The 14,006-nt window shown below is 74.5% G+C and carries 15 protein-coding genes and 1 pseudogene; 7 read left to right on the top strand and 9 right to left on the bottom strand.

The features are described 5' to 3' along the window. Positions 1 to 97: 97 nt before the first annotated feature. Together ACOQFB_RS12620 and ACOQFB_RS12615 are read left to right on the top strand one after the other, a co-directional pair. Positions 98 to 532, top strand: coding sequence for a PAS domain S-box protein (locus ACOQFB_RS12620; protein ID WP_421609905.1), 435 nt, complete (start codon positions 98 to 100; stop codon positions 530 to 532). 2 nt (positions 533 to 534) lie between these two features. Continuing rightward, the gene (locus ACOQFB_RS12615) at positions 535 to 1,083 is read left to right on the top strand and encodes a hemerythrin domain-containing protein (RefSeq protein WP_059436539.1); all 549 of its coding nucleotides are present in this window, start codon (positions 535 to 537) and stop codon (positions 1,081 to 1,083) included. 2 nt (positions 1,084 to 1,085) lie between these two features. Here the strand turns inward: ACOQFB_RS12615 and ACOQFB_RS12610 are convergent, their stop codons facing one another. The 3 genes from ACOQFB_RS12610 to ACOQFB_RS12600 form a co-directional block, all read right to left on the bottom strand. Then, the gene (locus ACOQFB_RS12610) at positions 1,086 to 1,703 is read right to left on the bottom strand and encodes a 1-acyl-sn-glycerol-3-phosphate acyltransferase (RefSeq protein ID WP_059436540.1); all 618 of its coding nucleotides are present in this window, start codon (positions 1,701 to 1,703) and stop codon (positions 1,086 to 1,088) included. 36 nt (positions 1,704 to 1,739) lie between these two features. Next, positions 1,740 to 2,156: a bactofilin family protein gene (locus ACOQFB_RS12605; protein WP_059436541.1), complete on the bottom strand. Its 417-nt coding sequence runs from the start codon at positions 2,154 to 2,156 to the stop codon at positions 1,740 to 1,742. A 539-nt stretch (positions 2,157 to 2,695) separates the two neighbouring features. Then, positions 2,696 to 3,109 carry a hypothetical protein gene (locus tag ACOQFB_RS12600; protein WP_059436542.1) on the bottom strand — a complete coding sequence of 138 codons (414 nt, stop codon included), beginning with the start codon at positions 3,107 to 3,109 and terminating at the stop codon, positions 2,696 to 2,698. A gap of 57 nt (positions 3,110 to 3,166) precedes the next feature. On the opposite strand from ACOQFB_RS12600, the gene ACOQFB_RS12595 reads away from it, so the two are divergent. Further along, positions 3,167 to 4,012: a putative RNA methyltransferase gene (locus tag ACOQFB_RS12595; protein ID WP_059436543.1), complete on the top strand. Its 846-nt coding sequence runs from the start codon at positions 3,167 to 3,169 to the stop codon at positions 4,010 to 4,012. A gap of 32 nt (positions 4,013 to 4,044) precedes the next feature. On the opposite strand, the gene ACOQFB_RS12590 is transcribed toward ACOQFB_RS12595, so the two are convergent. The 3 genes from ACOQFB_RS12590 to ACOQFB_RS12580 form a co-directional block, all read right to left on the bottom strand. Beyond that, positions 4,045 to 4,932 (bottom strand): hypothetical protein, encoded by an 888-nt coding sequence (locus tag ACOQFB_RS12590; protein ID WP_059436544.1) that lies wholly within the window; start codon positions 4,930 to 4,932, stop codon positions 4,045 to 4,047. A gap of 103 nt (positions 4,933 to 5,035) precedes the next feature. Next, positions 5,036 to 6,265, bottom strand: coding sequence for a DUF4032 domain-containing protein (locus ACOQFB_RS12585; protein ID WP_421609904.1), 1,230 nt, complete (start codon positions 6,263 to 6,265; stop codon positions 5,036 to 5,038). Further along, a complete protein-coding gene (locus ACOQFB_RS12580) occupies positions 6,262 to 7,200 on the bottom strand; it encodes a ketopantoate reductase family protein (RefSeq protein ID WP_421609903.1) in 939 nt (312 codons plus the stop codon). Before ACOQFB_RS12580 ends, ACOQFB_RS12585 begins: the two co-directional genes overlap by 4 nt. Before the next feature lie 90 nt (positions 7,201 to 7,290). Between ACOQFB_RS12580 and ACOQFB_RS12575 the strand changes: the two genes are divergently transcribed. Next, on the top strand, positions 7,291 to 7,746 hold the full coding sequence (locus tag ACOQFB_RS12575) for a thioesterase domain-containing protein (RefSeq protein WP_059436547.1): 456 nt from the start codon (positions 7,291 to 7,293) through the stop codon (positions 7,744 to 7,746). Between the two features lie 197 nt (positions 7,747 to 7,943). Here the strand turns inward: ACOQFB_RS12575 and ACOQFB_RS12570 are convergent, their stop codons facing one another. Then, positions 7,944 to 9,590, bottom strand: coding sequence for an ABC-F family ATP-binding cassette domain-containing protein (locus ACOQFB_RS12570; protein WP_421609902.1), 1,647 nt, complete (start codon positions 9,588 to 9,590; stop codon positions 7,944 to 7,946). A gap of 83 nt (positions 9,591 to 9,673) precedes the next feature. On the opposite strand from ACOQFB_RS12570, the gene ACOQFB_RS12565 reads away from it, so the two are divergent. Further along, entirely contained in the window at positions 9,674 to 10,453 is a 780-nt protein-coding gene (locus ACOQFB_RS12565) for a HipA family kinase (protein WP_059436549.1), read from the top strand. Further along, on the top strand, positions 10,431 to 10,841 hold the full coding sequence (locus ACOQFB_RS12560; protein WP_059436550.1) for a DUF3037 domain-containing protein: 411 nt from the start codon (positions 10,431 to 10,433) through the stop codon (positions 10,839 to 10,841). Before ACOQFB_RS12565 ends, ACOQFB_RS12560 begins: the two co-directional genes overlap by 23 nt. A gap of 181 nt (positions 10,842 to 11,022) precedes the next feature. Here ACOQFB_RS12560 and ACOQFB_RS12555 read toward each other — a convergent pair. Continuing rightward, positions 11,023 to 11,559, bottom strand: a pseudogene (locus ACOQFB_RS12555) (DNA-3-methyladenine glycosylase I); the annotation flags it as partial. Between the two features lie 333 nt (positions 11,560 to 11,892). Here ACOQFB_RS12555 and ACOQFB_RS12550 point away from each other — a divergent pair. Continuing rightward, complete coding sequence (locus ACOQFB_RS12550; protein ID WP_059436552.1) at positions 11,893 to 13,254, top strand: NAD(P)/FAD-dependent oxidoreductase; 1,362 nt, start codon at positions 11,893 to 11,895, stop codon at positions 13,252 to 13,254. 75 nt (positions 13,255 to 13,329) lie between these two features. Here the strand turns inward: ACOQFB_RS12550 and ACOQFB_RS12545 are convergent, their stop codons facing one another. Continuing rightward, a complete protein-coding gene (locus ACOQFB_RS12545; protein ID WP_059436553.1) occupies positions 13,330 to 13,719 on the bottom strand; it encodes a hypothetical protein in 390 nt (129 codons plus the stop codon). Positions 13,720 to 14,006 lie beyond the last annotated feature (287 nt).

The following is a 14,006-nucleotide window of genomic DNA, read 5'->3' as shown; positions in this document are numbered from 1 at the left end:
CGGTCGTCTCCACCCCGACCCAGAGTCGTTTGGCGGGCCGCCATGCAGCCCCTTCCGGATGGGTGCTCGAGCGCCCGCCCGCCCGCAGAGGAGCCGAATGACCGACACCGCCATCTACCAGCAGATCGTCGACGGCAGCCCGGACGCGTTCGTCCTCGGGGATCGCGAGGGCCGCATCCGGATCTGGAACGCGGGCGCGGAGGCGATCTTCGGCTTCACCGCGGCCGAGGCGCTGGGCCAGTCGATGGACATCATCATCCCGGAGCGGCTCCGCGGCCGGCACTGGGACGGCTACATGAAGACCATGCAGACCGGCAAGAGCCGGTACGGCGCGGGCGACGTGCTCGCGGTGCCCGCGATCACGAAGGACGGCCGGAACATCTCGATCGAGTTCACGATCCAGATGCTGCGGACCGCGGGCGGCGAGCTGCTCGGACCGCTCGCCATCATCCGCGACGTGACGAAGCGCTTTCAGCGCGAGCGGGAGCTCGCGCGGCGCGTGAAGGAGCTGGAGGCCAAGGCGGGGACCTGACCATGCTGAACGTGATCGGAAAGCGGGCGGCGCCCGCGGACGCGGTGGACCTCCTGCTCGAGTGCCACGACCGCATCCGGCAGTTCCTGGCGCTCGGGCGCCGGGTGGCCGAGGCGCGGCCGGACCAGCTCGCGGAGGTGCCAGAGGCGGCGACGCGGGTGCGCCGCTACTTCACGCAGGCGTTGCCGCTGCACGCGCAGGACGAGGAGGAGTCGATCCTGCCGCGGCTGCGCGGGCGCGAGGCCGAGGTGGACGCCGCGCTCACGTCGATGGCCCACGAGCACGCCGAGCACGAGGAGCCCTTGGGCCGGCTGGTCGCGGCCTGCGAGGCGGTCGCCCGCGACCCGTCGCGCCACGCGGCGCTCGCCGGCGCGATGGCCGCCGCGGTGGGCGAGCTGGAGCGCCACTTCGACCTCCACCTGCGACGCGAGGAGGAGATCATCTTCCCCGCCATGCGGCGGCTGCTGGCCGGCGCGATCGACGCGGAGATCGTCCGCGAGATCCGCGCGCGGCGCGGGGTCGCCGAGGCCTCCGGGCAGACGACGCCCTGAGCTCAGGGGGTGGCGCCGGGGCGGAAGCGGATGTCGCTCGCCTGCGTGGGGTGGCGTCCGATCTTGCCGGCGTAGGCGGCCCGGATCCCCTCGAGGTCGGTCGCCTCGTCGCCGGTCAGGTCGAGGTACCGCGCCAGGCCGATGGTCCGGGTCCGGTAGTCGATGAACGCGAGCCCGACCGGAACGCGCGCGGCGAGCGCCAGCCGGTAGAAGCCGGACTTCCAGTGATCCGTGCGCGCGCGTGTGCCCTCCGGCGCGAGCGCGAGCCACATCCACGGGGCCTCCGCCAGCTCGCGGCCGAGCTGCGCGAGGAAGCCGGCGGGTGCGCGCCGATCCACGGGGATGCCGCCCATCCGTCGGAGCAGGGCGCCGAACGGCGGACGGAACAGCGAGTGCTTCCCCACCCATCGCACCGGCAGCGCCGTCGCGAGCTTCGCGAGGTACCCGAGCACGAAGTCCCAGTTGGACGTGTGCGGGTAGACGACGATCACGCAGCGCGGGGTGGACGGCCAGGGCACGTCCACGCGCCACCCGGCGGCGTGGAGGATGACCTGGGCGCAGCGCTGGACGAGCGACGGGTGAGCGGGCGGGCGCGGAGCGGCGGAAGGTGAGCCGGGCATTCGCCCGGATGCTACACCGGGGGCCCGGCCGAGCGCCTACGGCGTGCCCGCCGGCGGCGGCACCGGCTTCACCGCCCCGCCGCCGCGCTCTCCGCCGGCGCCCGGCATGCGGGTCGAGCCCTGGAACACGACGCCCTTCTCGATGGAGAGCGAGGGGGTCTCGATGTCGCCGCGGACCCGGGCCGTGTGGTGCAGCTCGACCGAGGTCTTCGCCTTGATGTCGCCGTTCACCTCGCCGTGGACGATGACCGTGCCGCAGGTGATCTGCGCGTCGATGCGGGCCTGCTCGCCGACCACCAGGACGTCCTCGGTGGTGATCGAGCCCGTGAACTTCGCGTCGATGCGGACGGTGCCGGCGAAGGTGAGCTTGCCGTCGAACTCGACCCCCTTGCCCAGCAGCAGGTCTCCGGCCGGCGCCTGCATGGGGTCGTCGCGCTTCTGGATCATGGCCATGGGTGGTGCTCTCCTGACGCGGTCGGTCGGCCGGGTCCACCCGGCCGCGCTGTGAGTTAGGCACCCGCCGTCACCGCGGCCAGCGGCGAACCCCGAAGCAGGCGAGGCCCCGCCCGGCGCCTGGCGCAAGCGCGGGAGTGCGCCGCCACCCCGTTCGGCTAGACTGTCCGCCACCACCCGACCCAGAGTCATTTCGCCGGACCACCCGACCCAGAGTCATTCTCCCGCCCCGCGACCTGCGCCGGCGGGCGGCCCTGCCGGGTGGACCGTTCGACGGAGGGGGCTTGAGCTCCTGGAGCTGCCGCTACGAGCTGAAGGGAATCTGCAAGAAGGTCGCGGGCGCGTACTGCCGCCCCGGGATGAAGGGCTGCATCCTGGTCGGGAAAGTGAAGTTCCAGGACGGCCAGGTGCCTGCCCCCGTCTGGCCGCCCGGGGCAGGGCCCGGAAACGCCCCGGCTGACGCAGCGGGATCGGAACCCGAGGCCGCGAGCGTGCCCGAGGACCCGGAGCCCTGACCCGGTGCGCGCGATGCGCGCGTCTCAGGGGGCAGTGCGGGGGGACGCTTCGCTCGGCGGCGGCGCCACCGTTCCGGTGGCCGGCGACACGCCGGCGCGCACGGGCGGCGGCACCTGCCCGCCATCCTTCTCGCGGGTCATGCCTCGGACCGAGACCGGCACGCACCGCATCCCGCCGCCCGGCGCCTCCTGGCACACCTGCTCCGCCGCGGCCGCCTCGCACATGCCGTTCACGGGGTTGCAGACCGTGCCGCCGGTGCAGGTCGCATAGCATCCACCGCCGGCGCGCTGCCCTGCCGCCACGCCGAGCGCGAGGCTCGTGTTCACGGCTGCGGCCCCGAGCGTGTACGGCGCGGACGAGGAGCACGCCGCGAGCGCCGCGGCGGCGGTGGCGAGGGCAGTCAGGCCGATCCGCGGGAGGTGGGAGGCGAGGCGCATACGAGAAGCGTAGCGCGTCGGGGCGCCGGGGTGGGATTCGCGTATCATCCGCGACCCGTGCTCCCCGAGGTCCTCCGACACCTGCGCTGCCCGGTCTGCGGGGCGCCGCTCGCCGCGGCTCCGGGCGCCGTGCGCTGTCCGGCGGGGCACGCGTTCGATCTCGCACGCCAGGGCTACGTGAACCTGCTCCGCGGCCGCTCGCCGGGAACCGGCGACGACGCTGCCATGGTGGCCGCCCGCGAGACGTTCCTCGGGGCGGGGCACTTCGCGCCTCTCGGGGCCGCGCTCGCTCGGGCGGCGGAGGGGCACGCCGGGCGCGACGGTCTGGTGGTGGAGGTCGGCGCGGGCACGGGACATCACCTCCGCTCCGTGCTCGAGGCGCTTCCGGATCGGTTCGGGCTCGCGCTGGATCTCTCCCGCCACGCGGCGCGGCGGGCGGCGCGGGCGCACCCGCGCCTGGCCGCGGTCGTCGCCGACGCATGGGAGCGGCTGCCCGTCGCGGATGCATGCGCCGCGCTGGTGCTCGACGTCTTCGCCCCACGCAACGCCGCCGAGTTCCGGCGCGTGCTGGCGCCGGACGGCGCGCTGCTGCTCGTCACGCCCGCGCCCGCGCACCTCGCCGAGCTGCGCGGGCCGCTCGGGCTGCTCGAGGTCGATCCCGACAAGGCGCGACGGGTGTCGGAGGCGCTGGAGGGCCGGTTCGCGCTCGCTTCGTCGGAGTCGCTCGCCTGGACGCTCTCGCTCGCGCGTGAGGACGTGGTCGCCGCTGCGCGGATGGGCCCGTCCGCCCACCACACCGCCGCGGACGTCCTCGCCGCACGCGTCGCGGCGCTCGAGGAACCGGTGCGCGTGACTGCCGCCGTCCAGGTGCAGGTGTACCGGCCCACGCCGAACGCGGCCTGATGCGGCGCATGCCCGGAGCCCGCATCGGCGCGCTAGGAAGGTGCCTCGCAGCGTACGCCGTGCATGACGCGGAGCAGGTAGGTGCCGGCCGGGAACAGCGCGTCGCGCACCCCGGCGCTGAAGCGCGCTCGCGCGTCGTGATAGGCGCTCTGGAACGACCGGAGTCGGGCGAGCGCCTCCATCCGTCTCCATCGGTCGCGCGCGGCGACCCGCGGGCTCAGGTTTCGGCGCGGCTCGTGCGTCCTGGGGGAGGCGGTCGGGTCCTGCGTGAGCACGCGCTGGATCCCGAGGAATCCCCGCCCGCTGGACGACACCGCCGCGCGAGCTTCCTCCTCGCGCGCCGCGAGCTCCGCATGGACCTGCGTGAGGTACTCGTCCCCGGCGAAGCCTGGCGGCGGGGTGAGCGTGAGCTGGGCGGACTCGGGCATGGGCCCCTCGGCGCGGAAGAACGCGGGCCGCTCGAAGACCATCGTCGTCCCGATGTGCTCGGGGGCCAGCCACAGGCCCGGCCACTCGCGCGCCGAACGCACCAGCCCGGCCTTCACCGGGTTGGCGAGCGCGTACGCCGTCTCCCGCACGACGCTCTCGGCAGTCTCGAGCTGGACGGCGCTATAGCTGGACGGGGCCCAGAACGACTCCCAGCGGCCGAGGGACGCGTTGAGCGCGCGCGCGACCAGCGCCCAGAGGTACTGCGAGAACTCGGGGAGGCGTGCTTCGGGGTCGGTGAGCACGAGGTGCACGTGGCTCGACATGACGACGCACGTGTGGATGCGGACGCCGGTTCGAGCCGCGGCGACCGAGAGCACGTAGCCGAACAGGGCGTTCGTCTCGGGCGAAGGGCGGAGCAGGAACTGGCGCTGCGTGCAGCGCCGCGTGACGAAGTACGTCTTCCCAGGGCAGATCTGGCGGGGCGCGGTCATGAGGCGTCGCCCGTGGCACCGGGCGTGCCACGCGAGAACGCCGTACTGGAGCGATGCGCGACGCGGGGAATGGTCCGCGCGACGGACCCGCGTCCGCGAAAAACTACTCTGGGTCGGGGGGAGGGGGAGGAGCGGCAGGCGTGGGGGGCGGGAAGCGCCGCAGCCAGTCCTCGAGCGCGGCGTCGAAGCCGACGTCGCGCCGGGCGCGCTCGGACAGGTACCACTTGTGCTCGAGCAGCTGGCAGTACAGCTCGGCGGGGTCGGTGCCCGGGTGCGGGGCGAGCTTGCGGATCGCGGGCAACCATCGCTCGTTCAGCCAGCGGTACGCGGCCACGGCGAGCGCCACGCTCCGGTTCTCGCGGCGGACCAGCGTGGCGCGGAGCTCCTGGATCTCGTTCACCATGAGCGCCGCCTGGCGGTCCTCCGTCACGAGCCCGGTGAGCGCGTGCAGGAGGTCGCGGTGGTAGTCGCGGTCGGTGACCACCGCCCGCATGCGGAGGCGGCTGCCGTCCCCAGTCGCCTCCAGCTTCACCTCTCCGACCGTGAAGCCGAGCGCGTTCAGCGCACGGATGCGCTCGTGGATGCGCCAGCTCTCGCCGGCGGAGATGATCTCCTCGCGCGTGATCTCGCTCCACAGCCGCTCGTACCGCGCGCGCAGCGCCGCGCCCGTCTCGTACAGCCACGGCGGCGGCGCGAGCCCCAGCATGGCGGCGACGTCGAGGAGGTCGCCGGTGACGTTCTCCTCCAGGATGTCCACGTCGTGGCGCCGCTGGCCGTCGGAGAGGGGCTCGTGCATCTCCGCGGTCTCGGCGTCCACGAGGTACGCGCGCAGCTCGCCCGCGTCCCTGCGGAAGAGCGTGTTCGAGAGCGAGCAGTCGCCCCAGTAGAAGCCGGCGAGGTGGAGCCGGACGAGCAACCCCGCGATCGCGTCGAGCAGGCGCGCCCGGTACGTCTCCAGCCCGGCGTTCTCGAACAGGGTGCGGAAGGGCAGCGACCGGTCGAGGAACCGCGTGATGAGCACGCTCGCGTCGCCCTCGCCGGTCCGGACGTGGGCGTGCCCCGCGGCGACGACCGCCGGGAGCTCGCGGTCCTCGAGCCAGCGCAGCGCGCCGTACTCGCGTTCGCCCAGCGCCGGCGGCAGCTCCTTCACGACGTACAGCGCCCGGTCGTACTGGAGGAAGAGCACGTCGTGTCGCGACACCCCGCGCGTCACCTCCACGATGCGCGCGCACCGCTCGCCCCAGCGCGCCAGCGGTAGATCCCACGGCAGGTCGAGGAAGTCCGGGTGGCCGGGTCGGACCTGCAGGCCGACGAGCCCGGGATGGCCGGTCATGGGACGTCCCTCGCGGCGCGCGCGGCCGCGATAGCGTCGAGCGCCGCGATGGCCTGGCCGAGGAATGCGTTCGCGGGCGTCGCGACCCCGTGCCGGCGGCCGAGCTCGACCACGGTGCCGGCGAAGATCTCCACCTCCGTCTTCCGGCCCGCCTCCACGTCCTGCAGCATCGAGGTCTTCCCCGCCGGGGCGAGCCCGCCGATGACCGGGAAGATCCGCTCCACGTCCGCGGGCTCCAGTCCGACGCCCTCGTGCCGCGAGACCGCGACCACCTCGAGCGCCGCCTCGCGGGCGAGCGCGCGGACCTGCTCGAGCCGGAACGCGCCGTAGGGGGCTCGCAGCAGCGCCGACACCTGGTTCACGCCGACGTTCAGCATGAACTTCCACCACTGCTCGCGCCGGATGTCGGCGGCGACCTGGCACGGAATGCCGGCGCGGTCGAGCAGGTCCTTCACGGCGACGACGTGCGGGTCCGCCGGGTCGTTCGAGGGCGCGCCGAACACGAGCCGGCCGATGTTCTGGTAGCGGACGTGCGTTCCCTCGCGCACCACGTCGTTCCCGACGAGGAAGGCCGGGAGCACCTTGTCGGCGCCGTAGGCCTCGGCGAGCGTCGCCTCGCTGGAGATCCCGTTCAGCAGCGACACGACGATTGTGCGCGGGCCGACGGCGCGGCGGGCGTCCTCGACCGCGGCCGCGAGGTCGCCGTGCTTCACGCCGACGAGGAGGAGATCCGCCGGTGCCAGCTCGGCCGGCGCCGCGACGCGCGGCGTGATGCGCCGCCCATTGACGGTGAGCCCCTCGCGCTCCAGGCGCTCACGGCGCGGGCCGTGCGCCACGACCGTCACACACCCCGGATCCATGGCGTCCAGCCGCTCGACCGCGGCCGCGCCCACCGCCCCCACGCCACACACCACCACGCTCTCGATGCGCCGCATGCGTGCATCGTAACCGCGAAGGTCGCCCCGCGCGGCGGTTCCCACACGGAAGCGCGGCACGTCGCCGCCTCGCGCGGTATCCATCGCGGCATGCGCCACGACGAGATCACCGCCTACCTCCACGCGCACATCCCGATCACGCAAGCGCTGGGCGCGCGGGTGGAGGCGTGGGAGGGCAACGCCATCCGGCTCTCGGCCCCGCTCGCGCCGAACCTGAACCACCGCGGCACGGCGTTCGGCGGCAGCCTCTCGGCGCTCGCGATCCTCGCCGGGTGGGCGCTCCTGCACCTCGCCCTGCAGGAGCGCGGCCTCGAGGTGCGGCTCGTCATCCAGCGGAGCGCGCTCGACTTCCTGGAGTCGATCGAGGGCGACTTCACCGCCTCGGCCCGGCTGCCGCCGCCCGCGCAGTGGGACCGGTTCCTCGCCACGCTCGCCCGCCACTCCCGCGCGCGCATCACCGTGGAGGGCGAGGTGGCCTGCCGCGGCGGCGCCGGTGGCCGCCACGAGGGCGTCTACGTGGCCCTCCGGGGAGCAGAGCCGGGCTAGTCAGGCGTCGCCCACCGTCGACGCCCGACCCAGAGTCGTTGGCTCCCGACCCAGAGTCGTTCGTAGCCCCTGATCGGGTGCCCGTGGGCCGGCGAGGTCGCCGTGTCCCCGCGGCATTACAGCGGCGAGCCGCGAGCCGCCGAATGACTCTGGGTTCGGAATCGGGTGACTCTGGGTCCGGGGCAGCGCGCGTCGGGCTACGCCCTCGCGCTGCGGCCGGGGGCGGCGCGCAGGCCGGGCGCCTCGCGGCCGGTCCGAGCGACGTACTCGGTGTACCCGCCCCCGTACGGGACGGGGCCGTCGGGCGCGAGCTCCAGCACGCGGTTCGACAGCGCCGCCAGGAACCGGCGGTCGTGCGAGACGAACAGGAGCGTCCCCTCGTAGCCGGCGAGCGCCCGCACGAGCATCTCGCGGGTGGCGGCGTCGAGGTGGTTGGTGGGCTCGTCGAGCACGAGGAAGTTGGGCGGGTCGTAGAGCAGCGTCGCGAGCACGAGCCGCGCCTTCTCGCCGCCGGAGAGCACCTTGCACCGCTTCTCGATCTCGTCGCCGGAGAAGCCGAAGCAGCCGGCGAGCGTCCGGAGCGACCCGACCGACGCGCGCGGGAACGTCCGCTGCAGCGCGTCCCACACCGTCTCGTCGGCCCGCAGCAGCTCCATGGCGTGCTGCGCGAAGTACCCCATCTTCACGCTGCCGCCGATCGCCACCGACCCGGCATCCGGCTGCGACTCGCCCGCGACCATCCGCAGGAGCGTGGACTTGCCGGCGCCGTTCGCGCCCAGCACGCACCAGCGCTCGCCGCGGCGGACCAGGAAGTCGAGGCCGCCGTACACGGTGCGCTCGCCGTACCGCTTCACCACGCCGGCGAGCTTCGCCACGTCCTCGCCGGACCGCGGCGGCGGGCGGAACTCGAAGTCCACGGTGCGCCGCACCTTGGGCGGCTCGACCTTCTCGATCTTGTCGAGCTTCTTCACGCGCGACTGCACCTGCGCGGCGTGCGAGGCGCGCGCCTTGAACCGCTCGATGAACGCGAGCTCCTTCTTCAGCATCGCCTGCTGCCGGTCGAACGCGGCCTGCTGGTGCTGGTCGGCGACGGCCCGCTCGCGCTCGTACAGGTCGTAGTCGCCGGAGTAGGTGGTGAGCGTGCCGGCGTCGATCTCGATGATCTTCCCGACGACGCGGTTCATGAACTCGCGATCGTGCGAGGTCATGAGGATGGCGCCGTCGTAGCCGCGCAGGAACTCCTCCAGCCAGATGATCGACTCGAGGTCGAGGTGGTTGGAGGGCTCGTCGAGCAGCATGGCGTCGGGCCGCATGAGCAGGATGCGCGCCAGCGCCACGCGCATCTTCCACCCGCCGGAGAGCGCGCCGACGTCGCCGTCCATCATCTCCTGCGTGAACCCGAGGCCGGCCAGGATCTCCCGCGCCCGCGCCTCGAGCGCGTACCCGCCCAGCTCGTCGAACCGCGCCTGCACGTGGCCGAAGCGCTCCACCAGCGTCTCCAGCTCGTCGGCGCGCTCCGGGTCCGCGAGCGCGTGCTCGAGCGCGTGCAGCTCGGCGGCGACCTCCGACACCGGGCCGGCGCCGTCCATGGTCTCGGCGAGCGCGGTCCGCCCCGACATCTCCCCGACGTCCTGCGAGAAGTGGCCGACGGTCACGCCGCGGTCGATGGAGACCTGGCCCTCGTCGGGCGCCTCCTCGCGCGTGATGAGGCGGAACAGGGTGGACTTGCCGGCGCCGTTCGGGCCGACGAGGCCGACCTTCTCGCCGCGGTGGACGACCGCGGAGGCCTCCACGAACAGGAGCTGGTTGCCGTGCTGCTTGGAGATGGCGTCGAGGCGGATCACGAGGGGCGCGTTCTCGCACGCCGCACGCCCCGGTTCAAGCCGCCACGTCGACTGCGCGCGGACCCTGCGCTACGGTGCCGACCATGAGGACGGTGGTCGCCACCCGTTACGTCACCCCATTGCGCGAGGGCGGCTCGCTGCCGGCCATCGTGGAGGGCGACGACGACGGCCTGTACGTCGTGAAGTTCCGGGGGGCGGGGCAAGGGCCGAAGGCGCTGGTGGCGGAGGTCGTCGCGGGCGCGCTGGCGGAGGCCGCCGGCCTGCGCGTGCCGGAGCGCGTGCGCGTGATCGTCGACCCGGCGCTCGGCCGCAACGAGCCCGACGGCGAGATCCGCGACCTGCTCAAGGCGAGCGCGGGCGAGAACCTGGGCCTCGACTACCTGCCCGGCAGCCTGACGTTCGACCCGGTGGCCGACCCGCCGCCGTCGCCCGCCGAGGCGTCGGAGGTGGTGTGGTTCGACGCGCTGGTGACGAACGTGGATCGCACCGTGCGCAACCCGAACCTGCTCCGGTGGCACCGCCGGCTGTGGCTCATCGACCACGGCGCGGCGCTCTACTTCCACCACGACTGGGACCGCGCCGCCGATCCGGCGCGGGCGCCGTTCCCGATGGTCGGCCAGCACGTGCTCCTGCCGTTCGCGGGCGAGCTGGCCGCCGCCGGCGAGCGGCTCGCGCCGCGGCTCGCCGGCGGCGCCATCGCGCGGGCGCTGGACGAGGTGCCGGACGCCTGGCTGGAGGGCGACGCGCGCTTCGGGACGGCCGCCGCGCACCGCGCCGCGTACGTCGATCACCTGTCGCGCCGCCTGGCCGCGGCGCCCGCGTTCGTGGAGGAGGCCGAGCGTGCCCGCGCGAAGCTCGTTTGACTACGCGGTGGTCCGCGTCGTCCCGCGCGTCGAGCGGGAGGAGTTCGTGAACGCGGGCGTGGTGCTGTTCTGCCTGGAGCGCGGCTTCCTGGGCGCGCGGGTGGAGCTGGACCGCGCGCGGGTGACGGCGCTCTGCCCGCACGCGGACCTGGACGCCATCGCCGCCCACCTCGAGGCGATCCCGCGCATCTGCGCGGGCGGCCCGGGCGCCGGTCCCATCGGCGCGCTCTCGGTGCGGGAGCGGTTCCACTGGCTCACCGCGCCGCGCAGCACCATGGTCCAGCTCTCCCCGGTCCACTCCGGCCTGTGCGACGACCCGCAGCGCGCGCTGGAGCGGCTCTTCGAGCGGCTGGTGCGTCCCCCCGCGCCCTCCGACGATCGCGGCTAGCGGCGCCCCGCGCGGCCGCCCGGGCCCGCGGTCGCGGCGCCGGCTCGGGCTCCGCCGCCGGCCCCGGTACCACGACCGGCCGCTCGAACCCGCGCCGGGCCCGCTCGACCCGGCCGCGCAGCGCGCAGCCCTCGAGGTGATCGTTCACGAGCCCCATCGCCTGCATGAACGCGTAGCAGGTGGTCGGCCCGACGAAGGCCCAGCCGCGCCGCTTCAGGTCGCGCGAGAGCGCCGTCGACTCCGCGGTGACGGGCTGCGCCCGGAGCGCCGCCCAGGTGACCCGCTCCGGCCGCGAGGTTTTCGCCGGCTCGAAACCCCAGAAGTACGCCGCGAGCGAGCCGGCCTCCTCGGCGAGGTCGCAGGCGCGCCGCGCGTTGTTCAGGGTGGCCTCGATCTTCCCGCGGTGGCGCACGATGCCGGCGTCCCCGAGCAGCCGCGTCACGTCGCGGGCGCCGAAGCGGGCCACCTTCTCGAAGTCGAACCCGGCGAACGCGGCCCGGAACGCCTCGCGCTTGCGAAGGATCGTGAGCCACGACAGGCCGGACTGGAAACCCTCCAGGCACAGCTTCTCGAACAGGCGGCGGTCGTCGGAGACGGGGAAGCCCCACTCCTCGTCGTGGTAGCGGACGTAGTCCGCGGCCGAGACGCCCCATCCGCAGCGGGCCCGTCCGTCGGGGCCGGTCGCGAGGCCGTCGAGGGCGTGTGCGTCCTGGGACATCGAGGGTTCCTCCCGCGCCGGTCCGCCGGCGCCGTGCGCGGAACCTGCCGGGCGGCGGGGGCGGCGTCAAGGCGCCGGGCAGGACCCGAAAATGACTCTGGGTCGGGGAGGGCAGGCGCCTGACAGGGACCCGAAAATGACTCTGGGTCGGGAAGAAGCGGGAAAGGGCAGGGTCGGGAGGCGGTGGACCGGCGGAAATGACTCTGGGTCGGGAAGAGAGGGGGGCCGGGAAGGAGCGGGGCGGCGGCGGCCGCGTGTCGCACCGGGCGCGCGCGGCGCGCTCCCCCGGCCCGCGGCGGGGCGGTGTATACAGGCCGCGGGCAAGGAGGCGGCGTGGATCCGCAGCAGCAGAAGGAGCAGCACACGCCGCACGTGGTGATCGTGGGCGGAGGGTTCGCCGGGCTGTACGCGGCGCGAGAGCTGGCGGGCGCGCCGGTGCGCATCACGCTGGTGGACCGCCGCAACCACCACCTCTTCCAGCCGCTCCTCTACCAGGTGGCCACCGCCGCGCTGAGCCCGGCCGACATCGCCGAGCCCATCCGCCACGTGCTCTCGCGCCAGCGCAACGTGCGGACGCTGCTCGCCGAGGCGGCGGCGGTCGAGCCGGAGCAGCGCCGCCTGCGGCTCGCCGACGGGTACGCGCTCGACTACGACTACCTGGTGGTCGCGGCCGGCGCGACGCACTCCTACTTCGGCCACGACGAGTGGGCCCGCTTCGCGCCGGGCCTGAAGACGCTCGAGGACGCGCTCGAGATCCGCCGCCGCGTGCTGACCGCGTTCGAGCGCGCCGAGGCGGACCCGGATCGCCAGCGGCGCGAGGCGCTCCTCACCTTCGTGGTGGTGGGCGGCGGGCCCACCGGCGTCGAGCTGGCCGGGGCGCTCGCGGAGATCGCGCGCTTCACCGTCCCGCGCGACTTCCGCACCGTCGCCACCGAGCGCGCGCGCGTGATCCTCATCGAGGGCAGCGATCGCGTGCTGCCGGCCCTGCCGCCCAGCCTCTCCGCGGCGGCGCAGCGCGACCTGGAGCGGCTCGGCGTGCAGGTGTGGACCGGCAAGCGGGTGACCGGCATCGACCCGCGCGGCGTGCAGGTGGGCGAGGAGCGGGTGGCGGCGCGGACGGTGCTGTGGGCCGCGGGCGTGGCCGGCGCGCCGCTGGCGCGGACGCTGGGCGTGCCGCTCGACCCGGCCGGCCGCGTCCCGGTGAACGCGGACCTGACGGTGCCGGGGCACGAGGAGATCTACGTGGTGGGCGACCTGGCGCTGGCCCGCGACAAGCACGGCGGCGCCATCCCGGGCGTCGCCCCGGCCGCCATCCAGCAGGGCCGCCACGCCGGGCGCAACCTGCTCGCGACGCTGCGCGGCCGGCCGCGCGCGCCGTTCGCCTACTTCGACAAGGGCGTGATGGCGACCGTGGGCCGCGGACGCGCGGTGGCGGGCTTCTGGCGCATCCGCATCAGCGGCTACCTGGCCTGGCTCGCCTGGCTGTTCATCCACATCTGGTTCCTCATCGACTTCCGCAACCGCGCCTCGGTGCTGTTCCAGTGGTTCTGGCACTACCTCACCTTCAAGCGCGGGGCGCGGCTGATCCTGGAGACGCCCGAGGAGATCCGCTTCCGCGCGGTGGCGGGCGTGGCCCCGCCCGACGTGGACGCCTGGCCGCCGAACGAGAGCGACGCGGAGCGCCCGGGGGACTGAGAGCGTGTACCAATCCCCTCCCGTCGCCGCGGCGGTCCGGGGATGGATTCACGCGCTCCGCGCGCGCCGCGCGCCTCACGTCCGCGCGTGCGCGTGCCGCCGCGCGCGAGGGCGGACGCCGTCGGCCTCGACGCCGTAGTCGGTGAGCGCCGAGACGACCAGGATCCCGACGCCGGACGCGAGGAACAGCCCGTCGGCCGGCGCGGTGAGCAGGCCGAGGAACACGAGCAGCCCGGCCCAGCCGGCCGCCTCGACCGCGCCGTGCGCCCAGAACGGGATCAGGCGCAGCGCGCCGGGGGCGTAGCCGGTGAGGAGCGACATGGCGAGGTGCGCGCCGCCGACCGCGTACGCGATGACCGCGGGCCCGGCGGGCAGGCCGAGCAGGGAGGGCGCCACCACGAGCACCGCGCCGAGCAGGTAATCGAGGATGCCGTGGACGGTGGGCGAGATGAACGGCGCGGTCATGGTCGAGCCCTCGTCTCAGGACGGTGCACACGCGTCGCGGCCCCGGCCCCGCCGCCCGGACGCTCCGGGCGCGTGCGGCCGGCGCCGCCGGGCCGGTCCGTGCTGCGCCGGCGTCTCGACAGGGCAGCCGCTGGGGATCCACGCGGGCCGCAGGGGGCGTTGGCCACCGGATCGAGGGATCCCACCGTCACTCGAAGTCCGGATTGACGGCTTTTCGATCCTGACCCAAAAGTGCCCGACCTTCCTCTACAATGCCGCCCGCGCCGCGCCGCAGCGGCCCACCTTCC

The organism is Anaeromyxobacter sp. Red801 (assembly GCF_049201065.2).
Classification (GTDB): Bacteria; Myxococcota; Myxococcia; order Myxococcales; family Anaeromyxobacteraceae; genus Anaeromyxobacter.
The sequence above is the reverse complement of the archived record's forward strand: the minus strand, read 5'-3'. Positions and strand labels throughout refer to the sequence as shown.